Annotated in this window: 22 protein-coding genes; 5 read left to right on the top strand and 17 right to left on the bottom strand. The window is 63.4% G+C overall.

The features are described from left to right. Positions 1-51 precede the first annotated feature (51 nt). From guaB to L6D80_RS06760, 3 genes are all read right to left on the bottom strand, one after another. The gene (gene guaB, locus L6D80_RS06770) at positions 52-1,521 is read right to left on the bottom strand and encodes an IMP dehydrogenase (protein ID WP_054900971.1); all 1,470 of its coding nucleotides are present in this window, start codon (positions 1,519-1,521) and stop codon (positions 52-54) included. Positions 1,522-1,607: 86 nt separating this feature from the next. Next, positions 1,608-2,165 (bottom strand): hypothetical protein, encoded by a 558-nt coding sequence (locus L6D80_RS06765; RefSeq protein WP_054900972.1) that lies wholly within the window; start codon positions 2,163-2,165, stop codon positions 1,608-1,610. Positions 2,166-2,211: 46 nt separating this feature from the next. After that, a complete protein-coding gene (locus tag L6D80_RS06760) occupies positions 2,212-2,967 on the bottom strand; it encodes a sulfite exporter TauE/SafE family protein (RefSeq protein WP_176513097.1) in 756 nt (251 codons plus the stop codon). A 97-nt stretch (positions 2,968-3,064) separates the two neighbouring features. On the opposite strand from L6D80_RS06760, the gene L6D80_RS06755 reads away from it, so the two are divergent. The 4 genes from L6D80_RS06755 to leuA all read left to right on the top strand — a co-directional run bounded on the left by L6D80_RS06755 (position 3,065) and on the right by leuA (position 8,296). Further along, the gene (locus L6D80_RS06755; RefSeq protein ID WP_054900974.1) at positions 3,065-3,952 is read left to right on the top strand and encodes a LysR family transcriptional regulator; all 888 of its coding nucleotides are present in this window, start codon (positions 3,065-3,067) and stop codon (positions 3,950-3,952) included. Positions 3,953-3,997: 45 nt separating this feature from the next. Then, positions 3,998-5,377 (top strand): exodeoxyribonuclease VII large subunit, encoded by a 1,380-nt coding sequence (gene xseA / locus L6D80_RS06750; protein WP_176513095.1) that lies wholly within the window; start codon positions 3,998-4,000, stop codon positions 5,375-5,377. Positions 5,378-5,380: 3 nt separating this feature from the next. After that, entirely contained in the window at positions 5,381-6,208 is an 828-nt protein-coding gene (locus tag L6D80_RS06745; RefSeq protein ID WP_176513093.1) for a M23 family metallopeptidase, read from the top strand. A gap of 414 nt (positions 6,209-6,622) precedes the next feature. Then, on the top strand, positions 6,623-8,296 hold the full coding sequence (gene leuA, locus L6D80_RS06740; RefSeq protein WP_176513090.1) for a 2-isopropylmalate synthase: 1,674 nt from the start codon (positions 6,623-6,625) through the stop codon (positions 8,294-8,296). Between the two features lie 157 nt (positions 8,297-8,453). Here leuA and L6D80_RS06735 read toward each other — a convergent pair whose 3' ends face one another. The 3 genes from L6D80_RS06735 to zwf are packed head-to-tail and all read right to left on the bottom strand — an operon-like array spanning position 8,454 to position 11,315. Next, positions 8,454-9,128: a bifunctional 4-hydroxy-2-oxoglutarate aldolase/2-dehydro-3-deoxy-phosphogluconate aldolase gene (locus L6D80_RS06735; protein WP_054900978.1), complete on the bottom strand. Its 675-nt coding sequence runs from the start codon at positions 9,126-9,128 to the stop codon at positions 8,454-8,456. 17 nt (positions 9,129-9,145) lie between these two features. Next, positions 9,146-9,859, bottom strand: coding sequence for a 6-phosphogluconolactonase (gene pgl, locus L6D80_RS06730; RefSeq protein WP_176513088.1), 714 nt, complete (start codon positions 9,857-9,859; stop codon positions 9,146-9,148). After that, positions 9,846-11,315, bottom strand: a complete 1,470-nt coding sequence (gene zwf, locus L6D80_RS06725) for a glucose-6-phosphate dehydrogenase (RefSeq protein WP_176513086.1) — start codon at positions 11,313-11,315, stop codon at positions 9,846-9,848. The genes pgl and zwf overlap by 14 nt, the downstream gene beginning before the upstream one ends. A gap of 212 nt (positions 11,316-11,527) precedes the next feature. Between zwf and hexR the strand changes: the two genes are divergently transcribed. Beyond that, positions 11,528-12,391, top strand: coding sequence for a DNA-binding transcriptional regulator HexR (gene hexR / locus L6D80_RS06720; RefSeq protein ID WP_176513231.1), 864 nt, complete (start codon positions 11,528-11,530; stop codon positions 12,389-12,391). On the opposite strand, the gene L6D80_RS06715 is transcribed toward hexR, so the two are convergent. The 11 genes from L6D80_RS06715 to edd all read right to left on the bottom strand — a co-directional run bounded on the left by L6D80_RS06715 (position 12,384) and on the right by edd (position 25,519). Then, positions 12,384-13,238, bottom strand: a complete 855-nt coding sequence (locus L6D80_RS06715; protein WP_054900982.1) for a D-hexose-6-phosphate mutarotase — start codon at positions 13,236-13,238, stop codon at positions 12,384-12,386. The two genes, hexR and L6D80_RS06715, sit on opposite strands and share 8 nt — an antisense overlap. Before the next feature lie 117 nt (positions 13,239-13,355). Further along, positions 13,356-14,699 carry a carbohydrate porin gene (locus L6D80_RS06710; RefSeq protein ID WP_054900983.1) on the bottom strand — a complete coding sequence of 448 codons (1,344 nt, stop codon included), beginning with the start codon at positions 14,697-14,699 and terminating at the stop codon, positions 13,356-13,358. A 42-nt stretch (positions 14,700-14,741) separates the two neighbouring features. Next, positions 14,742-15,896, bottom strand: a complete 1,155-nt coding sequence (locus tag L6D80_RS06705) for an ABC transporter ATP-binding protein (protein ID WP_054900984.1) — start codon at positions 15,894-15,896, stop codon at positions 14,742-14,744. A gap of 3 nt (positions 15,897-15,899) precedes the next feature. Then, positions 15,900-16,751, bottom strand: a complete 852-nt coding sequence (locus L6D80_RS06700; RefSeq protein WP_054900985.1) for a carbohydrate ABC transporter permease — start codon at positions 16,749-16,751, stop codon at positions 15,900-15,902. Beyond that, positions 16,744-17,652 (bottom strand): carbohydrate ABC transporter permease, encoded by a 909-nt coding sequence (locus L6D80_RS06695; protein ID WP_054900986.1) that lies wholly within the window; start codon positions 17,650-17,652, stop codon positions 16,744-16,746. The genes L6D80_RS06700 and L6D80_RS06695 overlap by 8 nt, the downstream gene beginning before the upstream one ends. A gap of 131 nt (positions 17,653-17,783) precedes the next feature. Further along, on the bottom strand, positions 17,784-19,070 hold the full coding sequence (locus L6D80_RS06690; RefSeq protein WP_054900987.1) for an ABC transporter substrate-binding protein: 1,287 nt from the start codon (positions 19,068-19,070) through the stop codon (positions 17,784-17,786). A 104-nt stretch (positions 19,071-19,174) separates the two neighbouring features. Beyond that, complete coding sequence (locus tag L6D80_RS06685; RefSeq protein WP_176513084.1) at positions 19,175-20,401, bottom strand: D-mannose isomerase; 1,227 nt, start codon at positions 20,399-20,401, stop codon at positions 19,175-19,177. Positions 20,402-20,509: 108 nt separating this feature from the next. Continuing rightward, positions 20,510-21,961 carry an ATP-binding protein gene (locus tag L6D80_RS06680; protein ID WP_176513082.1) on the bottom strand — a complete coding sequence of 484 codons (1,452 nt, stop codon included), beginning with the start codon at positions 21,959-21,961 and terminating at the stop codon, positions 20,510-20,512. After that, the gene (gene gltR, locus L6D80_RS06675) at positions 21,945-22,667 is read right to left on the bottom strand and encodes a two-component system response regulator GltR (RefSeq protein WP_054900990.1); all 723 of its coding nucleotides are present in this window, start codon (positions 22,665-22,667) and stop codon (positions 21,945-21,947) included. The genes L6D80_RS06680 and gltR overlap by 17 nt, the downstream gene beginning before the upstream one ends. 69 nt (positions 22,668-22,736) lie before the next feature. Then, positions 22,737-23,696, bottom strand: a complete 960-nt coding sequence (locus L6D80_RS06670) for a glucokinase (RefSeq protein WP_176513080.1) — start codon at positions 23,694-23,696, stop codon at positions 22,737-22,739. Then, positions 23,693-25,519 carry a phosphogluconate dehydratase gene (gene edd, locus L6D80_RS06665; protein WP_176513078.1) on the bottom strand — a complete coding sequence of 609 codons (1,827 nt, stop codon included), beginning with the start codon at positions 25,517-25,519 and terminating at the stop codon, positions 23,693-23,695. The genes L6D80_RS06670 and edd overlap by 4 nt, the downstream gene beginning before the upstream one ends. Positions 25,520-25,594 lie beyond the last annotated feature (75 nt).

The following is a 25,594-nucleotide window of genomic DNA, read 5'->3' as shown; positions in this document are numbered from 1 at the left end:
AAACGACGCGGGGCTGTCGTGACAGCCCCGCTTCTGTTGTAGCTGGAAGCCTCAGCCTACGCGGTAGTTAGGGGCTTCTTTAGTGATCTGCACATCGTGCACGTGGGACTCGGCCATGCCGGCACCGGTGATGCGCACGAATTCCGGCTTGGTGCGCATCTCTTCGATGGTCGCGCTGCCGGTGTAGCCCATGGACGAACGCAGGCCGCCCATCAGCTGGTGAATGATCGCGGCCAGGGCGCCTTTGTACGGGACGCGGCCTTCGATCCCTTCCGGAACGAGCTTCTCGGCGCCGGCCGAGGAGTCCTGGAAGTAACGGTCGGACGACCCTTGCGCCTGCGCCATGGCACCCAGCGAGCCCATGCCACGGTAGGCCTTGTAGGACCGGCCCTGGAACAGCTCGACTTCACCCGGTGCCTCTTCGGTACCGGCGAACATCGAACCCATCATCACGCACGAAGCACCGGCAACGATGGCCTTGGACAGGTCACCCGAGAAGCGGATGCCGCCGTCGGCGATCAGCGGCACGCCCGTGCCTTCCAGGGCTGCGGCGACGTTGGCGATGGCGCTGATTTGCGGCACGCCGACGCCGGCGACGATACGGGTGGTGCAGATCGAGCCTGGGCCGATACCGACCTTGACTGCGTCAGCGCCAGCCTCGGCCAGGGCCTTGGCCGCAGCGCCGGTGGCGATGTTGCCGCCGATCACCTGCACTTGCGGGTAGGTTTCCTTGACCCAGCGCACGCGATCGATCACACCCTTGGAGTGGCCATGGGCGGTGTCGACCACCACCACGTCAACGCCGGCGGCAACCAGGGCGGCAACGCGCTCGCCGGTGTCCTTGCCGGTGCCGACCGCAGCGCCGACACGCAGACGACCCTGGTCGTCCTTGCTGGCCAGCGGGTAGGCCTTGGCTTTTTCAATGTCCTTGACGGTCATCATGCCCTTGAGGCTGAACTTGTCGTCGACGATCAGGACTTTTTCCAGGCGGTGCTTGTGCAGCAGCTCGCGGACTTCGTTCTTGTCGGCGCCTTCGCGCACGGTGACCAGACGCTCTTTAGGCGTCATCACGTCGCGCACCTTGGCATCCAGGCGGCTTTCGAAGCGCACGTCACGGGAAGTGACGATACCGACCAGGTCGCCGTTCTCCAGCACCGGAACACCGGAGATGTTGTTCAGGCGGGTCAGGTCGAACAGGTCGCGCACAGTGGCGTCGGCTTCGATGGTGATCGGGTCCTTGACCACGCCAGCCTCGAACTTCTTGACCTTGCGCACTTCGCCGGCCTGCTGTTCGATGGTCATGTTCTTGTGGATGATGCCGATGCCGCCTTCCTGGGCCATGGCGATAGCCAGGCGCGCTTCGGTCACGGTATCCATGGCGGCGGAAACCAGTGGGATGTTCAGCTCGATGCCACGAGTCAAACGGGTCTTGAGACTGACTTCATTGGGCAGTACCTCAGAGTAGCCAGGTACAAGGAGGATATCGTCGAAGGTCAGGGCTTCTTGGCTGATACGCAGCATCGCGGGGGCTCCCGGGCGGGAAAAATGGAAGCGCGCCATTATACTCATCCACGGCGCGCCGCTCAATGCAAAATAAGGGCCTTCGGTCAGCGTACTGGCAGTTTTACCTGCACCACCGCCACCGGCTGATCCAGCCAGTCGGCGAAGCTGTCGAGAAAGGCTTGGGTAAACCCGGCCTCGCCCCAGTTGTTGAAGATGAACCCCAGGTTGGAAAAGGCACATGGCTGCAGGAAGATGAAGCCATTGATGTCGTCTTCGAAGCCGCACAACGGGCAGGTGAAGTTGTCACTCACCCCTGGCATCCACTCTTCCAGGCTTTCGAACAAGGGCTCACCCACCTCGCGGCGGCACTCCGGGCAGCCGGCTTCTTCAAGGAAGCCATCGCTGGGTGTATAGATGCAGCGCTTGAGCACCACCTCCAAACCATTGACCGGCTCCCCGAACGGCAACCTTTGCGGGTGCAGGGCGACCTTGCGTGCGCCATCGGCCAGGGCATGGCCCATGCGGTTGCCGGTACGACCACAGGTGGTCAGCGGTTCCTCGACGATCTTCTCCCGCACCAGCCAGCGCAGGATGGCCCGCGCGCGCGCCTCGTGGACCGGCACGGTGGAGAGTCTGGGAACGATGATGCTTTGGGTGTTCATTGACAAAACAGGCCTGCGAACTGCGGTAATGGCGCAATTCTACCGCTCACGCGCTCAGGTAGCGACCGATGAGCGCCAGGCCGCTGCCCAGTACCAGCCAGGTGACCAGGCGCACGAAGGCCTCGCGTGAGAGTTTCAGGGTCAGCCTGCGCCCGACCCACAGCCCGGCGAACATAACCGGCAACAGGCTGGCGGCGAGCAACAGCAGGCTGGTATCGGCGTAGACCCCGGCGAGCAGGAACAACGACAGGCGCACCACCGTACTGCAACTGATCAAGGCGCTCTGAGTCGCGCGTATTTGCTCTTTCACCTCCAGCCGCGCGCTCAGGTAGATGGCGTAGAGGAAGCCCCCGCTGCCGAACAAAGCCCCGAACAAGCCACCGGTGATGCCCATCGGCACGGCCCAGAGGCCGGACAGACGGGCCGGCCGCAGGTTCACCGCCAGGCCATAGATGGCGTAGGCGGTGACGAACAGCCCCATCAGCAAGAGCGACAGGTCGGACTTGAGGTGCAACAGAAACACCACGCCCAGGGTGCAGCCCACGGCCATGCACGGCAGCAAGCGTAACAGTTCGCCTCGCACCACATCGCGGCGCGACGGTAACAGGTTGCCCAACGCCGCGACGAAATCCAGCAATACCAACAGCGGAATGATCCGCGACAGCGGCATGAAGTGGATCAGTACCGGGCCGGCCACCAGCGCGGTGCCAAATCCGGCAATGCCGAAGACGATGTACGCAACACCGACACCAAGCAGGATGGGCAGCCAGTCAAGGCCAGAAAACGACAGTTGGGCGAGCATGGCAGCAGTTCCGGGGAAGACAGCCAAAGGTTAGCCAGCCCTGAGCTATGCCGACTAATATGTCTTTTTAGCCACACCTATCTCGAAAAGGCATGACATGACCTCGATCCGCCAACTGCGTTACTTCGTTGAAATAGCCGAGTGCGGCAGCTTCAGCGGTGCCGCCGAGCGGCTGTACATCGCCCAATCAGCATTGAGCCGGCAGATCAAGGCGCTGGAGCGGCAACTGGGCACGGCGCTGTTCGAACGGACCGCACGCCTGCCACGCCTGACGCCGGCCGGCCACACCTTTCTGGAGCAGGCACGCCGCTTGCTGGCTGACCTGGCGCAGGCCGAGCGGACCACCCGCGACGTGGGTGAAGGGCTGCTGGGCAGCCTGCGCCTGAACCACTCCAGCACCGTGCCGCTGACCGGCCCGCTACTGGCTCGCCTGGGGAGCTACCTGCGGCACAACCCAGGGGTTTCGCTGGAAATCGCGCAGCAGTCGTCAGAGGCGCAGTTGGAGGACATCGCCGCCGGGCGGCTGGATATCGGCCTGTTGCGCCTGCCAGTGTTGCGCCAGCATGAAGGTGTGGTGTTGCATGAACTGTTCAGTGAGCCCCTGTTGCTGGCGGTTGCCGCCGGGCATCCACTGGTGAGCGCGGCACAGGTGAAACTCGAGCAGTTACGGGAAGAGCGCTTCATTTCCATCCCGCACCGGGACCGCGGCGGGCTCAGTTACCTGTCGGCCTCGCTGTGCATGGAGGCGGGCTTTTTCCCAAAAGCGGCACAGGTGGTGTCGCGCAAGACGACACAGTTGCAGCTGATTCAGGCGGGGTTCGGGGTAGCGTTGTTACCCGAATGCATGCGCGAGATTGCGCCGGCCTCGGTCAGCTTCGTGGCGCTCGAGGGCACGCGCGAAAGCACCGTGGCGCTGGCCTGTCGGCGGGATGCGGGGCAGAGGGTGCAGCAGTTCGTGAGGGTGATGCAGGCTTGCTCAGGATAGGGCCGAGACAGACAACCAGGGCCGATGTCCTTTATGATGCCTGCCATGATCAAAGACCCCTTCGAACGACTCGGCCTGGACCGCGAGGTCCTGACCGTCAGCCAACTCAACGGGCGCGCCCGCGTGCTGCTGGAAGACGTGTTCCGCAGCGTCTGGGTGGAAGGCGAGATTTCCAACCTTGCCCGCCCGGCCTCCGGCCATCTGTACTTCACCCTCAAGGACAGCGGCGCCCAGGTACGTTGCGCGCTGTTCCGCCAGAATGCCACGCGGGTGCGCCAGGCCCTGCGCGACGGCCTGGCGGTGCGGGTGCGCGGCAAGGTGTCGTTGTTCGAGGGGCGCGGCGACTACCAACTGATCCTCGACACCGTCGAGCCCGCCGGTGACGGTGCGCTGCGCTTGGCCTTCGAGGCCCTGAAGGAGAAGCTCGGCGCTGAAGGCCTGTTCAGTGCCGAGCGCAAACGGCCCCTGCCGGCCCACCCGCAGCGCATCGGCGTCATCACCTCGCCCACCGGTGCCGTGATCCGCGACATCATCAGTGTGTTTCGCCGCCGGGCGCCGCAGGTCGAGCTGAATCTGATCCCCACCGCCGTGCAAGGCCGCGAGGCCATCAACCAGATTGTCCGTGCCCTGCAACTGGCCGATGGTCGCGGCTTCGACGCGCTGATCCTGGCCCGCGGTGGCGGCTCGCTGGAAGACCTCTGGTGCTTCAACGAAGAAGCCGTGGCACGCGCTGTCGCGGCCTGCGTCACGCCCATCGTCAGCGCCGTTGGCCACGAGACCGATGTATCGATCAGCGACTTTGTGGCGGACGTACGGGCACCCACGCCATCAGCCGCTGCCGAGCTGCTGGCCCCTGACAGCAGCGGCCTGCAACAGCGGCTGGACGGTCTGCAACGGCGCCTGCTGCTGCGCATGCAGAACCGCATAGCCCACGACCGTCTGCGCCTGGAGTCACTGACCCGACGCCTGCGCCACCCCGGCGAGCGTCTGCGCCAGCAGGCCCAGCGCCTGGATGACCTGGACATGCGCCTGCGCCGCGCATTCCTGCTCAACCTCAACCAGCGCCGCGAACGCCTGGCACGCCTTGACACGCGCCTGGCGGCGCAGCACCCGGGGCGTACATTGAAGTTGCTCGGGCAACGCCTGGACAGCCTTGCCGAGCGTCTGCCACGGGCCATGCGCGACGTGCTGAAGGACCGCCGCCAGCGCTTCCAGACGCAACTGCAAACATTGCAGGTGGTCAGCCCCCTGGCCACCCTGGCGCGGGGCTACAGCATCCTGCTCGACGAGCGTGGCCAGGCCATCCGCAGCGCCGAGCAGACCCGCAACGGCCAGCGCCTGACTGCCCGCCTCAACGAAGGCGAACTGCAGGTGCGGGTCGAGGACAACCACCTGACTCCGGTCACCCTTTCACTACTGGACTGACACATGCCCCGCCTGCTCGCCCCCCTGCTTGCCCTTTCTCTGTTGTTGCTGGCTGGCGGCGCCCAGGCCAGCTACATCACCCGTACCCTGAACAAACCGGTCCCCGGCGGCGTCGCCGTGGTCGACCTCGGCCCAGCGGCCTCGGCGCCCAGCGCACGCTTCGACGGCAAGCCGGTGCTGGTGGTGAAGGAGCAGGACAACTGGCTGGCCATCGTCGGTATCCCGCTGACGCAAAAAACCGGCACGGCCGTGCTCACCCAAGGCGAGCGGCGCCTGCCGTTCAGCGTAGGGGCCAAGCAATACCCCGAGCAGCACATCACCTTGAAGAACAAGCGCCAGGTCAACCCCGACCCGGCCGACCTCAAGCGCATCGACCGTGAACTGGCCGAACAGATCAAGGCCTACCGCAGCTTCAGCCCGAACCTGCCGAGCAACCTGGTGCTCGACAAGCCGGTCAGCGGGCCGCTGTCGAGCAAGTTCGGCGTGCGCCGCTTCTTCAACGGCGAGGAACGCAACCCGCACGCCGGGCTGGACTTCGCGGTGCCGGCAGGCACACCGATCAAGACCCCGGCCAATGGCAAGGTGATCCTGGTGGGTGACTACTTCTTCAACGGGCGCACGGTGTTCGTCGACCATGGCCAGGGCTTCATCAGCATGTTCTGCCATATGTCGAAGATCGATGTGAATGTGGGGCAGCCGTTGCGCCGCGGGGATGTGGTGGGCCGGGTGGGCTCGACCGGACGGGCCACCGGACCGCACATGCACTGGAACGTCAGCCTCAATGATGCACGTGTGGATCCGGCCATTTTCATTGGTGCGTTTCAGCCTTGACCACGCCTCGCCGGCAAGCCGGCTTCCACAGCGCCGAGCAGCGCGTCTCGGTACCTGTAGAGGCCGGCTTGCCGGCGATGGGGCCGGCTCGCCTAAGCCTCGGCATCACAGCCTTGCGCTATCGAAAAATACTGCGCAACAAGCTATAAACCTAAAAAGAATTTCAGCCATAAAATCTCGCAAACACTCTTTTTTTAAGCATTTATCTCAATTTTCGGCGAGCACTTGCCATCCCTGACCCCACTGGTTAGGGTTGAAGGCATGAAAACCTTCAGCACCCTCATTCTGCTCCGACAACATCGCAGCCTCTGCCTGGTCAGCGCCCGACTACCAGGCTGAATCGCGTCGCCTCGCCCCCTCATCTCGTTACGCTCGGCAGGCCCGATCTCGGCCGCACACAAAAGGATTGCTCCCATGACCATGCTCAAAGACCCATCGAAGAAGTACCGCGCTTTCCCGACCATCGACCTGCCCGACCGCACCTGGCCGTCGAAGACCATCACTGAAGAACCGATCTGGTGCAGTTCCGACCTGCGTGATGGCAACCAGTCGCTGATCGAGCCGATGGACTCAGAGAAGAAGCTGCGTTTCTGGAAGACCCTGGTGCAGGTGGGCGTGAAGGAAATCGAAGCCTCGTTCCCGTCCGCCTCGCAGACTGATTTCGACTTCGTGCGCACCCTGATCGAAGACGGCCACATCCCGGACGACACCACCATCCAGGTGCTCACCCAGGCCCGTGAAGACCTGATCGCCCGCACTTTCGAATCGCTGCGCGGCGCCAAGAAAGCCATCGTTCACCTGTACAACGCCACCAGCCCGTCGTTCCGCCGCATCGTCTTCAACCAGGACAAGCAGGGCGTGAAGGACATCGCGGTGAACGCGGCCAAGCTGTTCGTCAAATACGCTGCCCAGCAGCCGGAAACCCACTGGACCTTCCAGTACTCGCCCGAGACCTTCAGCGCCACCGAGCTGGCGTTCGCCAAGGAAGTCTGTGACGCGGTCATCGACGTGTGGAACCCGACCCCTGAGCACAAGGTTATCCTCAACCTGCCCGCCACCGTCGAAGTTGCCACGCCAAACATCTACGCCGACCAGATCGAATGGTTCTGCCGCAACGTCAGCCGCCGTGACAGCGTGATCATCAGCCTGCACTGCCACAACGACCGTGGTACCGGCATCGCCGCCACCGAGCTGGGCCTGATGGCCGGTGCCGACCGCGCCGAAGGCTGCCTGTTCGGCAACGGCGAGCGTACCGGCAACGTCGACCTGGTGACCCTGGCGCTGAACCTCTACACCCAAGGTATCGACCCCAAGCTGGACTTCTCCGACATCGACGGCGTGCGCAAAGTGGTCGAAGAGTGCAACCAACTGCCGGTCCACCCACGTCATCCGTATGTCGGCGACCTGGTCCACACCGCGTTTTCCGGCTCGCACCAGGACGCCATCCGCAAGGGCTTCGCCAAGCAGCAGGAAGGCGAGCTGTGGGAAGTGCCATACCTGCCGATCGACCCAGCTGATATCGGCCGCAGCTACGAGGCGGTCATCCGCGTCAACAGCCAGTCCGGCAAGGGCGGCATCACTTACCTGCTCGAGCAGGAATACGGCATCAGCCTGCCGCGCCGCATGCAGATCGAATTCAGCCAGGTGGTGCAGGGTGAAACCGATCGCCTTGGCCTGGAAATGACCGCCCAGCAGATCTACAGCCTGCTGCACAAGGAATACCTCCAGGCCAATAGCCCGTATGCGCTGGTCAGCCATCGTCTGCAGGAAGAAAACGGCCACAGCGCCGTGGAAGTGGAAGTCGCCGGTGAAGGCGAGACCACCCTGCACTGGCGCGGCAAAGGCAACGGCGCCCTGGAGGCGTTGGTGGCCGGCCTGCCGATCGCCGTGGAGATCATGGACTACAACGAGCACGCCATTGGTGCCGGCACCAACGCCAAAGCGGCGGCCTACATCGAACTGCGTGTGGCCGGCGGCCGCCCTGTGCATGGCGTGGGCATCGATGAAAACATCACCACCGCCAGCTTCAAGGCGCTGTTCAGTGCACTGAACCGCTCGCTGAGCCAGCAAGAAGCCAAAGCAGCGTAAGCTGTAGTTTGATGGCCCAGAGCCCGCATCCTTGATGCGGGCTTTTTAATGCCTGTGGCGCGACAAGGCCAGCACAGGCAGCACAAAACCTGCAGGCAAAAAAAGGGGGCGCCGACCAAGCGCCCCATAAGCCGTAAAGCACACAACAAATTCAGTATCAGTCCAGCAGGGCCATCGCCTCGGCGCTGCACGCCTGGATCCGCGCCCAGTCACCGTTCTTGATCCAGCTGCTGTCGAGCATCCAGGTACCGCCCACGCACATGACGTTGGGCAGGGCCATGTAGTTGCGCACATTGGCCGGGTTAACCCCGCCGGTTGGGCAGAAGCGGATATCGCCGAACGGGCCACCGAAGGCCTTGATCGCCGCCACGCCGCCGCTGATCTCAGCCGGGAAGAGCTTGAAGCGCCGGTAACCCAGGGCATAGCCCATCATGATTTCCGAGGGTGTGCTGATGCCTGGCAACAGCGGAATGTCGCTGTCCACGCCAGCCTCGAGGAGGTCCTGGGTGATGCCCGGGGTAACCACGAACTGCGCACCCGCCGCCTCGACCGCTGCATACATGCCGCGATCGAGCACAGTACCGGCACCGACGCACAGCTGCGGACGCTGCTCGCGTAGCACTTGGATGGCCTTCAGGCCATGCTCAGAGCGCAGGGTCACTTCCAGCGTTCGGATGCCGCCAGCGGCCAAGGCATCGGCCAGGGGCAGGATATCTTCCTCACGGGCGATGGTGATCACCGGCAGGATGCGCGCCGCGCCACAGATCGCATCGATCCGGTCGGCTTTCTCGGCCATCGAGAGCAGAGGCTGTGGGCGTTCGAGGGTGGTCATGACAGTGGATCCTTTGCTCATGGGCACCAGTAGATGTCCAGGGGGTCGTGAAGAAAGGCGCGAATCGGCATTTCGGTAAGGTCGTTGCCCGCCAGCGCGGCGCGCAGGGTAGCGAGTTTGCCCGGCCCTTGCACGGACAGGGCGATGAATGCGGCGCTGGCCAGCAACGCACGGGTCATCGACAGGCGTTGGTGGGGCACGCTCGGCGCCAGCAGCGGCAGGCAGCGACGCGTGGTGTTCAGTTCAAGGCCCTCACGCAGGTTGGGGCTGTTGGGGAACAGCGATGCGGTATGGCCATCGTCGCCCATGCCAAGCACCAACACGTCGATGGCCGGTAGCGCAGCAAGGGCCTTATCGGCTTTGTCGGCCGCCCCTTCAACCGTTTCTGCCTGCTGATAGAGGCCAATGAAACGGGCCTGGGCGGCCGCCCCGCGAAACAGATGACGGGCCAGCAAGCCGGCATTGCTGTCGGCATGTTCCACCGGCACCCAACGCTCGTCGGCCAGGCTGACGGTGACCTTGGACCAATCCAGCACTTCGCTGGCCAGCTTCTCGAGGAAAGGCACCGGGCTGCGGCCACCGGAAAGCACCAGGCATGCCTGGCCCTTGGCGGCGATGGCGGCCTTCAGGCGGGCGGCCACATCAGTGGCCAACGTCGAGGCAAGTACCTTGGCATCACCCAACTGATGCACCTTGACCGCCCCCGGCAATTGCAATTCAGATATCCCCATACCACGCCCTCCCATCGCGCGTAATCAGTGCAATCGAGCTCATCGGCCCCCACGAGCCTGCTGCATATGGCTTAGGGGCATCACCGGCGTTGCGCCAGCCAGCGATCAGCTGGTCGCACCACGTCCAGGCATATTCGATCTCGTCCTTGCGTACAAACAGGTTCTGGTTGCCGCGCATCACTTCAAGCAGCAAACGTTCATAGGCATCCGGAATCCTGGCGGTGCGCCAAGTATCGGAAAAATTCAGTTGCAGCGGGCCACTGCGCAGTTGCATGCCTTTGTCCAGGCCCTGCTCCTTGGTCATCACCCGCAGCGAAATGCCTTCGTCCGGTTGCAGGCGGATGATCAGCTTGTTGCCGACCTGCAAGCGCTGTTCCGGGGCAAAGATATAGTGCGGCGTTTCCTTGAAGTGAATGACGATCTGCGAGAGCTTTTGCGGCATGCGCTTGCCGGTGCGCAGGTAGAACGGCACACCTGACCAGCGCCAGTTGCGGATATCGGCACGCAAGGCAACGAAAGTTTCGGTGTCGCTCTGCGCATTGGCGTTGTCTTCTTCCAGGTAGCCTGGCACCGGCTTGCCATCGCTGTAACCGGCGATGTACTGGCCGCGCACCACGCGGGTGCTCAAGCCGTCGCCAGTGATCGGCGCCAGGGCTTTGAGCACCTTGACCTTCTCGTCGCGAATGCTGTCGGCCGAGAGCTCGCTGGGCGGGTCCATGGCGATCAAGCACAACAACTGCAGCAGGTGGTTCTGGATCATGTCACGCAGCTGGCCGGCCTTGTCGAAGTAGCCCCAACGGCCTTCGATGCCGACCTTTTCCGCCACGGTGATCTCCACATGGGAGATGGAATTCTGGTTCCACTGGGTTTCGAACAGGCTGTTGGCAAAGCGCAGGGCGATGAGGTTCTGTACCGTCTCCTTGCCCAGGTAATGATCGATCCGATATACCCGGCTTTCGGGGAAGAAACGCGCCACGGCATCGTTGACCCGGCGCGACGACTCCAGGTCGTGGCCGATGGGCTTTTCCAGCACCACCCGGGTGCGCCCGGCCAAGCCGGCTTTGTCGAGGTTTTCGCAGATTGCGCCATAAACGGCTGCCGCGGTGGCGAAATAGGCAATCAACGGCAGTTCGGCAGGCGCCTGCTCGGCGAGGGCGAGGTAACCCTCAGGTTGCAGGAAGTCCAGGTGCTGGTAGCTCAGGCGCCCGAGGAAACGGCCCAGGGCGGCAGGCTCCAGGTCTGCATCCGCAACGTGCCGGCGCAGGTGGTTTTCGATGGTAGTAAGGTGCTCCTGCGCGCTGCCGGGCTCCCGGGCCAAGGCCAGCAGGCGGGTGTCGGCGTGCAGCAGGTTGGCACGGTCGAGCTGGTAGAGCGCGGGAAACAGCTTGCGCAATGCCAGGTCGCCGAGGGCGCCAAACAGGGCAAAGGTGCAAGGTTCGACACTGATCGCAGCCATGATGTTGGTTCTTTCCTAAAGTTGAACTAGGAATACCGCTTTCACATACGGTTTTCAAGGGATAATGTAGTAAAAACCACAACATTACCGACAAGTGTTACAGACAAGTGGTGCGTCACCCGCACCGACAGTACGATAGACGGCCCTGCAAAAGGCTTGCTACTCCCTCAGCCGCCTGTCTTTCCGACCCAAGGACACTCCCCATGGACCGCGTGCGAAACCTCCTGGAACAGATTCAGGGACGCCTCGACGAGCTGAACAAGGCCGAACGCAAAGTCGCCGAAGTCATCCTGCTCAACCCGCAACAAGCGACCCGGTTCAGCATTGCCGCCTTGGCCCAGGCGGCCAAGGTCAGCGAACCGACCGTCAACCGCTTTTGCCGTTCGTTCGGCGTCAGCGGCTACCCCGAACTCAAGTTGCAGCTGGCACAGAGCCTGGCCAGCGGCGCCGCCTATGTCAGCCGTGCGGTGGAGGCCGACGACGACCCTGCGGCCTACACCCAGAAAATCTTCGGCAGTGCCATCGCCTCGCTGGACAGTGCCTGCCAGCAGCTCGACCCGCAGCAGGTCAGCCGCGCCGTGGACATGATGATCCAGGCCCGGCAGATCCACTTCTTCGGCCTGGGCGCATCAGCCCCGGTAGCCCTGGACGCTCAGCACAAGTTCTTCCGCTTCAACCTCGCAGTGTCGGCCCATGCCGATGTGCTGATGCAGCGCATGCTGGCCTCGGTGGCCCACACTGGCGACCTGTTCGTGATCATCTCCTACACCGGGCGCACCCGCGAACTGGTCGAGGTGGCACGCCTGGCACGGGAAAACGGCGCCTCGGTGCTGGGCCTGACCGCCGCCGGTTCGCCACTGGCCCAGGCCTGCAGTCTCAGCCTGCACATCCCGTTGCCGGAAGACACCGACATCTACATGCCGATGACGTCGCGGATCATCCAGCTGACCGTCCTCGATGTACTGGCCACCGGCATGACCTTGCGCCGCGGCGTGGACTTCCAGCCACACTTGCGCAAGATCAAGGAAAGCCTCAACGCCAGCCGCTACCCGATCGAGGACGACGAACTCAGCTGAGCCGGTGCGCCTGCAGGCGCAGATGGGCGCGCTGCCCAGGCGCAAGGCTCAAGCCTTCGCTGCTGCCGCTGGCCGCCTCAACGCAAACAAACCCCTGGCACTCACGCCCGCTCACGCCCATCAGGGGGCGGTTGCCGGGGTGCCAGACCACGGTGTCGTCGCTGTCACCGGTATCGATGCACAGCTCCCGCTGCCAGGCGGGGTCCTGCAATTGCACCTTGGGCGTGTCGGGGTAAACCTTCTGGCAGCCGCCCTTGAGCTTCAAGGCGCCGTCTTCGCGGCACGCTTGCCGGCTCAGGCGATCATAGCCTTCTTTATCTTCCAGCCCAGACAGCGCTATCTCAGCGACATCACTGATACGCCAATAGGCCAGCAGCGCATGGCTCAACTGGCAAGGTTCGCTGTCCTGGTGCTCGGTGCTGAGGCTAAGCTCCATGCGGCTGCCCAGGCGGGCATGCAAGTCGACCTGCCAGTCGCACAGCTCCAGCCGCCACCTGAGGGTCACGCCCTCCTCGTCCTCGCGGCTGTCCACCAGCTTCCAGTCCAGCAGCCGGGCCCAGCCATGGGCCGGCCACAGGTCCTCGCTGGGGTGGCGCCCATACCAGGGCCAGCACACCGGTACACCACCGCGAATCGCCCCCACCTGCGGCCACTGCTCGGCGCACCAGAGCCAAGGCCGCTCACCGGCCGGCTGAAAATGCAACAACTGTGCACCCTGGCGACTGAATACAGCCTGGCAGCGGGGATGGTCGATAATCAGCACATCGCGCTGCTGGTAACGCTCCCACTCGAATGTCGGCCTGGGCCTATGCGAGGAAAAGAAGCGATGTAGCGGATGTTCAGGCATGGTTCCAAGCTCTTTTTGTTTGAGGTAGCGCTGTCTCGACCCATTCCCGACAACCACTGCAAGCCAGTGGGTGCCGGGGGCCGAAATTGGATTGGCGTAAATTTACAACAATTGAGCTTAGAATGACGACTGAATCTTCACGCCAGCGACCAGTGCGTTGTCGACCTCATCCACCCCGCCTGGGCTCTTGATGTACTGCAGGTTAGGGCGCACGGTCAGCCAGTTGGTGACGTGGAAGCCGTAATAGAGCTCGGCGTTGTACTCGGTACGCTGCAGCGGCACGAAGCCTGGGTTGTCGTAATCGTTGATACCGCTTTGTGCATTGAGCAGCTCGGCGCGCTTCTTCACATCGTCGTTCACATGAATGCGGGCTACACCGAAGCCGATATCATCCTTGGGCCGGGCATCGAAGGCCCCTTTGTACACCAGGCCCACCTGCTGGTAGTTGTCGACCACGTTGGTGGCCTTGTCATGCACGGTGAAGTTGGCGAACAGGCTGAGGCCGCGGCTGGCATCGCCGCCATGGGCCGTGACCTGCTGCTGCGCCACCACCCACCAGCCATGCTTGCTCGAATGCGACTTGAAGGCCTCACCGCTCACTGCCTGCGGGTTGCCGTTGACATCATCGAAGACATCATCGGCCTTGGCTGTGCTGTAGTAATAACCCAAGCGGTATTCGCCCGGCAGGCCATTGACCTGCGGCGACCAGACGGCCTCCACCGGCAGGATCGCGCCTTTGGTGCCGCTGCCACTGAGCTTGAAGCCGTTGCCGGTTTCCAGGTTCGACGGGTTCTGCTCAAAGGCGCCGACCTGGACGAAGAACTCAGGCGTGATGTTGTACTTGACCCGCAGTGCCCACTGGCTCACCGGCCAGTTGTACCAGATGCCGCCCACCCAGTTGCCCACCTGTGAGCCGCAGAACGCCAGGTTCTGGAAGTCGCACGGGAAACTGTTGAAATCCTCACCCTCACCAAAGCGGCCGAATTTCACATCCAGCGCACCGTCGAAGTATTTCTGCTTGACCCACATCTGGGTCAGGCGCCAGGTCTGGCCCCGGCCCCACACCTCCTGTACCGAGCTGAACTGGCCGGCGCGCGGGTCGCTGATGCGGTCGTTGGACAGGTTGCGGCCGCTGCGCTCGGTGACGGCAAGCTTGAATTCGGCATCGTGCCAACCGAAGATTTTCTGCAGGTCCAGGTGCGCCCCCAGGGCGAACTGGTCGCTGTAACGTGCGGTCTTGTCATTGTTGTAACCACCGTTGAGGTTGCCAGCGACTTCACCGACGTAGTCGAGGGTGAAGTCGTAGCCTTTTTCCAGCAATTCGGTGCGGGTGCCGCCCCAGTCGCCGGTCATCCATTTCGACTCACTGGAGAAGGCCTCGGCGGCCTGCACGCCGCTGCTGCCAACTACGGCCAGCAAGGCCAGCGAGCCCAAGGTCTTGATGCGATTGCGCTGTTCCATCCCTTTGCGTCCTCTTTTTTCTTATTGATTGGTGTAGACGATTCAACGGCTCTTGAAGTGAGCCACGTTGCCCTTCACTGAAGCGGTGGAACTGTTCAAGCCCAGGCGTTCGCCACTGGCGGCGTCGAACAGCAGTACCCGCGCCGGGTCAAATTGCAGGTTGAGGCTGTCACCCACCCGACAGGCCACATCCGGCGCCAGGCGGCAGCACACCTTGGTCTGGTTGAGGGTGACGAACACCAGCAGGTCCGGGCCGGTGGGCTCGGTAACCTGCACCTCGGCGCGTATGCCTGGCAGGCCATTGCCCTCCCCCGCGCCGAGGGCGATCTGCTCCGGGCGGATGCCAAGCACGATTTCGCGACCCTCCAGGCCATCGTCGGTCAACCCCAGCGGCAGCTCGCAACGCGCCTGGCCACTGTCGAGCAGGGCCAGCAGGCGGCCGTCCTGTTTCGTCAGCCGCACCGGTATGAAGTTCATCGGCGGCGAGCCGATGAAGCTGGCGACGAACTGGTTGGCGGGGTCGTTGTAGATCTGCTGGGGGGTGCCGAACTGCTGGATGATGCCGTCCTTCATCACCGCAACCTTGTCGCCCAGGGTCATGGCCTCGATCTGGTCGTGGGTGACGTACACCGTGGTGGTCTTGAGGCGCTGGTGCATCAGCTTCATTTCGGTGCGCATCTCGACCCGCAGCTTGGCGTCCAGGTTCGACAATGGCTCGTCGAACAGGTAGATCTTCGGCCGCCGTGCCAGCGCCCGGCCCATGGCCACACGCTGTTGCTGGCCACCGGACAACTGCGCCGGCTTGCGCGCCAGCAGGTGTTCGATCTGCAGCAGCTTGGCCACCCGCGCCACCTCCTCATCGATGGCAGCCTGGGGCATCTTGCGAATTTTCAGGCCGAACTCGATGTTCTGGCGCACGCTCATGGTCGGGTACAGGGCGTAGGACTGGAACACCATGGCAATGTCACGGTCCTTCGGGCTCATGCCGCTGACGTCCTGGTCATCGATGAGGATCGCGCCGCCGGTGATGCTCTCAAGGCCAGCGATGCAGTTCATCAAGGTCGACTTGCCGCACCCCGAGGGGCCGACCAGGATCAGGAACTCGCCGTCCTTGATCGACAACTGGATAGCCTTGAGCGTATCCGGCAGGCCGCTGCCGTAGGTCTTGTTCACATTGCGAAGTTCAAGTGTTGCCATGACTTACCCCTTGACGGCGCCGGCAGTCAGCCCGCGGACGAAATACTTGCCTGCCACCACATAGACCAGCAGGGTTGGCAGGCCGGCGATCATTGCCGCCGCCATGTCGACGTTGTATTCCTTGGCCCCGGTGCTGGTGTTGACCAGGTTGTTCAGGGCCACGGTGATCGGTTGCGAGTCGCCACTGGAGAACACCACGCCGAACAGGAAATCGTTCCAGATCTGGGTGAACTGCCAGATCAGGCAGACCATGATGATGGGCGTCGACATCGGCAGGATGATGCGCCGGAAAATAGTGAAGAACCCGGCGCCATCCAGGCGCGCAGCCTTGACCAGCGCATCAGGAATGCTCACGTAGAAATTACGGAAGAACAGCGTGGTAAAGGCCAGGCCGTACACCACATGCACCAGCACCAGGCCACTGGTGGTGCTGGCCAGGCCCAGCTTGCCGAGGGTGAACGAGGCCGGCAGCAGCACCGTCTGGAACGGCAGGAAGCAGCCGAACAGCAGCAGGCCGAAGAACAGCTGCGAGCCACGGAAGCGCCACATCGACAGCACATAGCCGTTCAACGCACCGATTGCCGTGGAGATCAGCACCGCCGGCACCGTGATCATGATCGAGTTCCAGAAGTAGCCGCTGACCGTGCCCCAGGCCTTGACCCAGCCAATACCGCTGATCACTGCCGGCCAGCTCAGCAGGTTGCCGCTGCTGATGTCTTCGGGGGTCTTGAAGCTGGTCAGCAGCATCACCACCAGCGGCACCAGGTACAGCAGCACGGCAATCAGCAGCACCGCGTGAATGGCGATACGGCTCAGGCTCAATTTGCCCGGGCTTGTGACGACAGGATCATGCATGGCGCTTGCTCCGCAGTTCCGAGTACAGGTACGGCACCAGGATCGCCAGGATCGCCCCGAGCATGAGGATGGCACTGGCCGAGCCCATGCCCATCTGGCCGCGGCTGAAGGTGAACGAGTACATGAACATGGCGGGAAGGTCGGACGAGTACCCCGGGCCGCCGGCGGTCATCGCGGCCACCAGGTCGAAGCTCTTGATGGCAATGTGCGAGAGGATCATCAGCGAGCTGAAGAACACCGGGCGCAGGCTTGGCAGCACCACGGTCCAGTAGATACGCGGCAAGCTTGCGCCATCGATCTGAGCGGCGCGGATGATCGACTGGTCGACGCCGCGCAGGCCGGCGAGGAACATGGCCATGATGAAGCCCGAAGCCTGCCACACGGCAGCGATCACCAGGCAGTACACTACCCGGTCGGGGTCGATCAGCCAATCCAGGCGAAAGCCCTCCCACCCCCAGTCACGCAGCAGTTTGTCCAGCCCCATGCCGGGGTTGAGCAACCACTTCCAGGCCGTGCCGGTGACGATCATCGACAAGGCCATCGGGTAGAGGTAGATGGTGCGGATGAAGCCTTCACGGCGGATACGCTGGTCAAGCAGCACGGCCAGCAGCACGCCGATGGCCAGGCTGATGCCGATGAACAGGCCACCGAACACCAGCAGGTTCTTGCTTGCCACCCACCAGCGGTCGTTGTCGAACAGCCGCGCGTATTGCGCCAGGCCTGCCCACTTGTACGTCGGCAGAAAGGTCGAGGTGGTGAAGGAGAGGACAAAGGTCCACAGGATGTAGCCGTAGAAGCCCACCAGGACGATGAACATGCTCGGTGCCAGCACCAGTTTCGGTAGCCAGCGCTGGAGCGCGTCCAGGGGTGAGGCCCGCAGTTGGGCGGTTGCTGTAGTCATAGTGTGATTACCCGGAGCCTGGGCAGCCCCTTGTGTTGTCAGTGCAGGCCTCATCGCCGGCTAGCCGGCTACCACCTCTGCCCCACAGCGCTCAAGGGCACTGAGTTGCCGACGATGGGGCCATCAGGTGCTCACTTGGCTGCTTTGATCGCCGCCGCCAGCTTCTTCGCCGCGTCGGCCGGGTCGGCCTTGGGGTCGTTGATGTAGTTGGTTACCACATCGAAGAACGCGCCCTGCACAGCCAGCGTGGTGGCCATGTTGTGCGCCATGCTCGGTTGCAGACCGCCGGTCTTGGCGTCGGCTAAGAAGTCTTTTGCCGCGGTCTGGGCGCACGCGTCGAAACCATACTTGCCCATGTCGGCGAGCATGTCGTTGCGCACTGGGATTGAGCCCTTGTTGGTGCTGAACACCTTCTGGAAGTCCTGCCCGAGGACCTTGCGTGCGATGTCCTGCTGGCCAGCGGCCGTGCCCTTGTCGTTCTGCTTGAACACCACCAGCGAGTCAATGTTGTAGAGGAAGGCCTGAGCGGTGCCAGGGAAGGCCACGCACTGGTAATCCTTGCCCGCGGTCTTTTTGGCCAAGGTCCACTCGCTCTTGGCCCAATCACCCATGATCTGCATGCCGGCCTTGCCGTTGATGACCTTGGCCGCTTCCAGGTTCCAGTCCTGGCCTTTACCGTCGGGGTCCATGTAGGTGGCGACCCGCTTCAGCTCGGTCAATGACTTGACCATTTCAGGCCCCGTCAGCGTGGCTTCATCAAGGTCGACCAGGGCTTTCTTGTAGCCGTCAGCCCCCATCACCGACAACACCACGCTTTCGAACACGGTGCTGTCCTGCCACGGCTGGCCGCCATGGGCGAGCGGGATGAAACCTGCGGCCTTGAGCTTTTCGGCGGCGGCGTAGAATTCGTCGAGGGTGGTCGGTGCCTTGTCGATACCGGCCTTCTTGAACACGTCGGGGTTGATCCACAGCCAGTTGATGCGATGGATGTTCACCGGCACGGCCACGTAGTCACCGTCGTACTTCACAGTGTCGGCGACTTTCTTGTCCAGCAGCGTGTCCCACTTTTCTTCCTTGGCGACATCCTTGAGCACATCGGGGTCGAGCAGGCCAGTGGCAGCCCAGTCCTGAATGTCCGGGCCCTTGATCTGAGCGACACCGGGTGGGTTACCGGCCACGGCACGGCTCTTGAGCACCGTCATGGCGGTGGCGCCACCGCCGCCGGCAACAGCGCCATCCTTCCAGGTGAAGCCATCCTTCTCGACCTGGGCTTTGAGCACATCGACCGCCGCTTTTTCACCACCGGAAGTCCACCAGTGCACCACTTCGACGCTGCCTTTGGAATCGGCGGCGAAAGCACTGAGGGGCATAAGCGAGGCGAAGGAGATCGCGGCAGCGAGACGGAGCGTCGAATTCATCGGAGTACCTTTCTTGTTGTTATGCCTGGCAAGTCGATCGCTTGCATTGCATGGAGTCTAATCAGTGTGCTCGCTGCGCCAGGTAACGAAGCGATGCGTGAATGTCATCGTTTGGTTACATTGCGCGCGAGCCCGGTTGCCAGGCTCGGCGCCAATGGCAGGGTTGGCAGCAGCAGCGCCTGGTATGCGTGATAGAGGTCAGGCTTGCCCGCCCAGATCGTCGCTGCAGGCTGATTGGCAGGATCCAGTTCGTGGTGCCAACTGCCAGCGGCCCGGTCGATGAAGTAGGTGTCGATGAAATCCCAGAAGTAGCGGTACCAGCGTTGGTAACTCGGCTCGCCGCTGCGTCGCAGAAGGGCGGCAGCGCTGGCGCAGGCTTCAGCGTGCACCCAGTGCAGGCGTTCGTGCACAACCGGCTGATTTTCCCAGTCGAGGGTGTAGACGATGCCTGGCGCACCATCGATGTTCCAGGCATGCCGGCAAGCGCTGGCGAACAGGCCACGGGCCCCCTCCAACAGCCAGTCAGGCATCGTTAACCCAGCCAATTGCCCCGCCGCCTCCAGGTGCAACAGCAGGCGCGACCACTCGAAGGCATGGCCAGGCGTCGTACCGTATGGCCGGAAGTGATCGGCCGGTTTGTCCTGGTTGTAGTCCCGCACTGGCTGCCAATGCGCATCGAAATGTTCGATAACCCGGTAATCGTTGGCGGCGGCATGGGTGTGAATGAGGCGCTGGGCAATGCGCAGGGCACGCTCGAGCCAGACCTTGTCGCCGGTCACATCCGCCAGCGCCAGAAAGGCCTCGGTGGCGTGCATGTTGCTGTTGGCGCCGCGATAGGCTTGTGACTGCTGCCAGTCGCGAGAAAAAGATTCCCGCAGCGCGCCCTCCTCCTCGCTCCAGAAACGCTCCTCGATGACCCGAATCGCATCGACCAGCAAACCCTGCGCACCGGCAGCGTCAGCAACCACTGCCGAGCTGGCGGCGAGCGCGACGAAGGCATGCAGGTACGCTGCCTTGTCGTCGCCACCCTGCCCTTGCGGATGCGCGAACCAGCCGCCATGGGTGGCGTCGCACAACGGCCCGCGCAGGGCCTGCACGCCATGTTCCACCAGGGCCAGGCAGCCCGGCACACCTTGAATATGGGCCAAGGCAAAGCTGTGGGTCATGCGCGCGGTGTTCATGGTTTCGGCGACGGCCGCAGGTGGTAACCGGCCTTGGGCATCGAGATTGGCGAAGCCTTCAGGGACTTTCGCGGCCCTGGCAAACAACAGCAAGCGCTGGCCCTCGGCCCTGAGCCAAGCGATATGTTCGGGGGAATCGATGTAGTCCATGCGCCCGCTTCTTTCCATGTCTGAGGTTTGCAGAGTCTAACCAGCCGTCCTGGCCGGGACGTCACGAAGACCTGCGAATAGGTCACCACTGCGTGACATTTAGCGCCTTCAATCCACGCCGCGTGGCAGGCACAACGTCACCCGCAACCCGCCCTCGCGCAGGTTGAGCAAACTCACCTCGCCCCCGTGGCTGTGGGCGATGTTGCGCGCAATCCCCAACCCCAGCCCATACCCCTGCTGCTGCCCGGCCAGCCTGAAGTGCGGCTCGAACACTTGTTCCATCTGCTGCTGCGGCACGCCAGGGCCTTGGTCATCGACCTGCAGGACGAACCCGTCGGCACTGTCGATGAGGCGCAAGTGGGCGCGCTCGCCATACTTGATGGCATTGTCGATCAAGTTGCCGATGCAACGCCGCAGCGCCAGCGGCTTGCCCGGATAAGGCGCAAGCGCGCGGCCCTCGACGGTGATGCGGCCGTCCCCAAGGTAAGGCTCGGCGAGGATTTCCAGCACCTGGTTGAGGTCCACCGGCTCGATGTTCTCGTGGATGTCGGTGTCCTTCACACACTGCAAAGCGCCTTTGACCAGCAATTCCAGCTCATCCAGATCCTGGCTGAACTTGGCCTGCAGGCGCTCGTCCTCCAGCAATTCGACCCGCAGGCGCAGGCGGGTGATGGGCGTGCGCAGGTCATGGGAAATGGCACTGAACAACTGGCTGCGCTCGGTGAGATAACGGCTGATGCGCTCGCGCATGCTGTTGAAGGCGCGGCCTACTTCCACCACCTCGCTGCCGCCGCCCTCGGCCACCGGCGCCACGTCCGCGCCAAGTGACATTTCCCGAGCGGCGCGCGCCAGGCGTTTGAGCGGCCAGCTCTGCCACTGCACCAACAGGCCGATGAACAGCAGCAGTAAGGCCGTGGTCAGCACGATGAAACCGATCTGCTGACGTGGCAGGCGCTCGGCTTCCAGGCTGGTGTAGGGTTCGGGCAGCAGCGAGGCAATGTACAACCACTCACCCTCGCCCAGGCGGATTTGCGTGACCAACACCGGCGGGTTGAGGGGCTCCAACGTCAATGAGTAATGCGCCCAGGAGCGCGGCAGCTCATCAAGCTTCAGGCCGCTGTTGAAGATGCGCAGGTCATCGGGACCGACGAATTCGACAGAAATTTCCATCTGCTCGCCAAGGCGTTCGTGCAGCACCTGCTGGAACACCTCGATGACCGCCTGCTTGCGCGGCGTTATGGGCAATACCGGCATATCCAACGGCTTGTCGTTGAGCGACACGAAAAACCGCGTGCCGCCCATGCTGCGCAACTGGTCCAGTACCATCGGCCGGTACGCCACCGGCAACGACCGAAAGTAGCGGACACTGGCACTCATCGAGTGCGCCAGGCTGCTGGCACTGGCACGCAGCCCCTGCAACTGGCTGGCGCGCAACTGGGCAACCCAGATCAGGCTCGACAGGCCCTGGGCCAGCAGCACCACGAGCAAGGTCAGCAGCAGCATGCGCCCGAGCAACGAGCGCGGCAGCAGGCGCCAGCGCCGCTCAGCAAGCGCAGACATGGGCAGCCAGCAGGTAACCACTGCCACGCACGGTGCGGATCAGCCGCGGCGGCTTGTCGGTGTCGCGCAAGCGCTGGCGCAGGCGGCTGACCGCCATGTCGACGATTCGGTCCAGCGGCATCGGTTCACGACCACGGGTGGCGTTGCCGATGGTGTCGCGGTCAAGAATCTGCTGGGGGTGATCGAGGAACAGCTTGAGCAGGGCGAAATCGGCACCGGAGAGGATCACCTCTTCACCGTCACGGTGAAACAGCCGATGGCTAACGGTATCCAGGCGCCAGTCGTCGAAGGCCAGTACGGCGCTGACAGGCGCCGCATGGCCGAACTCCGCACGGCGCAACAGCGCCTTGATACGCGCTTGCAACTCGCGCGGGCTGAACGGTTTGCCCAGGTAGTCATCGGCCCCCAGTTCCAGGCCGATAACCCGGTCGGCTTCGTCGGAGCTGGCCGTCAGCATGATGATTGGCACACGCGACTGGCGCGGGTGCTGGCGCACCCAGCGGCACAGGCTGAAGCCATCTTCGTCGGGCAGCATCACATCCAGTATGACCAGGTCGCAGGGGGTGGTTTCCAGCGCGCGGCGAAAGCCCTTTCCGTCTGCCTCGGCATGCACCTGCAGGCCGCAACGGCTGAGGTAGGTTTGCAACAGTTCACGGATTTCCTGATCGTCGTCGACCATCAGAATGGATTTTCCGGCAGTGCTCAAGGTGTCCCGCCCTCTTGTTCGTCGCAGGTCTCTGCCTGCTATGGGGGGCGCTTTGCGCCCCTTCACACATCAGTGATCCAGTGCCTGCTGTAATGCCACCCCGGCGCCCAGCAATCCAGAGAATTCCGCCGTCACCAGCCACACCGGTACCCCGGCAAAATATCCACTCATGCAGCCCTTGTCGGCAAAACTTGCAGCAAAACCGCTACGCAGGAACAGTTCGGCGAACCGCGGGATCACCCCGCCGACAATGTAAACCCCACCACGCGCGCCCAGGGTCAGAACATTGTTACCTGCCACGCGGCCAAGGAAGCGGCAGAACTGCTCGACCACCGCCAGCGCCCGTGGCTCGCCGCCCAGGGCGGCATCGGTAATGTCTGCAGGGCTCTTGTGTCGCGGAGTGTCACCGTCCAGCGCGCACATGGCCTGGTACAGGCGCACCAGGCCTCCGCCACTGAGCACCGTTTCGGCACTCACATGGCCAATCTGGCTGTGAATCTGCTGGTGAATGGCCGCCTCACGGGCGTTGCCCACCGGCAGGTCAACATGCCCACCTTCACCCGGCAACGCCTGCCAGTGCTGCTCGCCCAGGCGCAACAGACTGCCGACGCCCAGTCCGGTGCCTGGGCCAATCACCAGCGCAGGCCGTACGGGGTCGCTCTGGCCTGGGCAGACTTCGCGGAACTCGCCCGCTTGCAGGCGGGTCATGCCCAGCGCCATGGCCGAAAAATCGTTGATCAGCAGCAGCCGCTCGACCTGCAAGGTCTTGCAGAAGGCGCTTCGGCTCAACCGCCAGTGGTTGTTGGTAAAGCGGAATTCATCGCCATCGACCGGCCCGGCCACTGCCAGGCATACCGCCGCCAGCCCACCGCGGGAAATACCCTGATCGTTCAGGTAGGCTTCGATGGCCTGCTCCGGGCTGGTGTAATCCGCAGTCGCGAAGACCTTGACCCGGTACAGCTGGTTGTCACGCCACAGCGCAAAACGGGCATTGGTGCCACCGATGTCGCCAACCAGCAGGTCCTTCATTTGAGGTTCTCCAGGGCCGAGGTAAAGGCGCTCGCGCCCTTCTCTGCCGGGCTGAACGCCATGCGCATGAAGCCGAACAGTTCACGCCCGCAACCCAAGTCGTTGCCTTGGGGCGGCGGCGGCAGGTCGCGGCTGGCCAGCTCTTCGGCCGACACCATCACCCGCAGCGTACCTTCGGCACCATCGACCCGCACGATATCACCATCGCGCACCCGTGCCAGCGGGCCACCGTCAAAGGCTTCGGGGCAGACATGAATGGCCGCAGGGATCTTGCCCGAAGCACCCGACATGCGGCCATCGGTCACCAATGCGACTTTGTAGCCGCGGTCCTGCAGCACCCCGAGGAAGGGGGTCAGCTTGTGTAGCTCGGGCATGCCGTTGCACCGTGGGCCCTGGAAGCGCACCACCGCGACGAAATCGCGCTCCAGCTCGCCGGCCTTGAACGCATCGGCCAGGGACTGCTGGTCCTGGAAGACCCGCGCTGGCGCCTCCACCACCCGATGCTCGGGGGCCACGGCGGACACCTTCATCACACCACGGCCCAGGTTGCCTTCCATCACCCGCAGGCCGCCCTCTGCCGAGAATGGCCGCGCCACGGGGCGCAGGATGCTCTCGTCCAGGCTCTGCTGCGGCCCTTCGCGCCAGACCAGCTTGCCATTGTCGAGGAACGGTTCCTGGGTATAGCGGCGCAGCCCATGGCCCGCCACGGTATTGACGTCCTCGTGCAGCAAACCGGCGTCGAGCAGCTCACGGATGAGGAAGGCCATGCCACCGGCAGCCTGGAAGTGGTTGATGTCGGCCTTGCCGTTGGGGTAGACGTGGGACAGGGTCGGTACGACTTCGGACAGGTCGGCCATGTCCTGCCAGGTCAGCTGGATGCCGGCGGCCTGGGCCATCGCAGGGAGGTGCAAGGTGTGGTTGGTCGAGCCACCGGTGGCATGCAGGGCGACGATGGCGTTGACCAGTGCTTTTTCATCGACGATTTCGCCCAGTGGCATGAAGTTGCCGCTGGCCTTGGTCATGCGCGTGACCTGCTGTGCGGCCTCGGCGGTGAGCGCGTCGCGAAGCGGGGTATACGGGTTGACGAACGAGGCGCCCGGCAGGTGCAGCCCCATCACTTCCATCACCAGCTGGTTGGTGTTGGCCGTGCCGTAGAAGGTGCAGGTACCCGGGCTGTGGTAGGACTTCATCTCCGACTCCAGCAGTTCCTCGCGGCTGGCCTTGCCTTCGGCATAGCGCTGGCGCACATCGGCCTTCTGCTTGTTGGAGATACCAGAAACCATCGGGCCGCCGGGCACGAAGAGGGTTGGCAGGTGCCCGAAGCGCAGGGCGCCCATCATCAACCCCGGGACGATCTTGTCGCAGATCCCGAGCATCAGTGCAGCGTCGAACATGTTGTGCGACAGCGCCACCGCGGTGGACATGGCAATCACTTCACGGCTGGCGATGGCCAGTTCCATGCCCGGCTCACCCTGGGTCACGCCATCGCACATGGCCGGGACACCGCCGGCGAACTGGCCGACCGAGCCGACCTCGCGCAGGGCCTGCTTGATCTGGTCCGGGAAGTGCACATACGGCTGGTGCGCCGAGAGCATGTCGTTGTAGGCCGAGACGATGGCCACGTTGGCGGCGTTCATCAGCCGCAGGCTCTGCTTGTCGTCGGCACCACACCCGGCCACGCCGTGGGCGAAGTTGGCGCACTGCAGGCTGGCACGCATGGGTCCATCACTGGCCGCACCGCGAATCAGCTGCAGGTAGCGTTCACGGGTGGCACGGCTACGTTCGACCAGCCGTTGGGTGACCTCAAGGATGCGCGGGTGCATGTACTGACTCCAGGCTAACGGTAAGGGCGGCTTACTGGGCATTTCCCCTCCAAACGATTGCGACCTAGGCTCAAT

The sequence above is a fragment of the Pseudomonas ceruminis genome (assembly GCF_021602025.1).
GTDB classification, from domain to species: Bacteria; Pseudomonadota; Gammaproteobacteria; order Pseudomonadales; family Pseudomonadaceae; genus Aquipseudomonas; species Aquipseudomonas ceruminis.
This window is presented reverse-complemented; position numbering and strand designations above follow the sequence as displayed.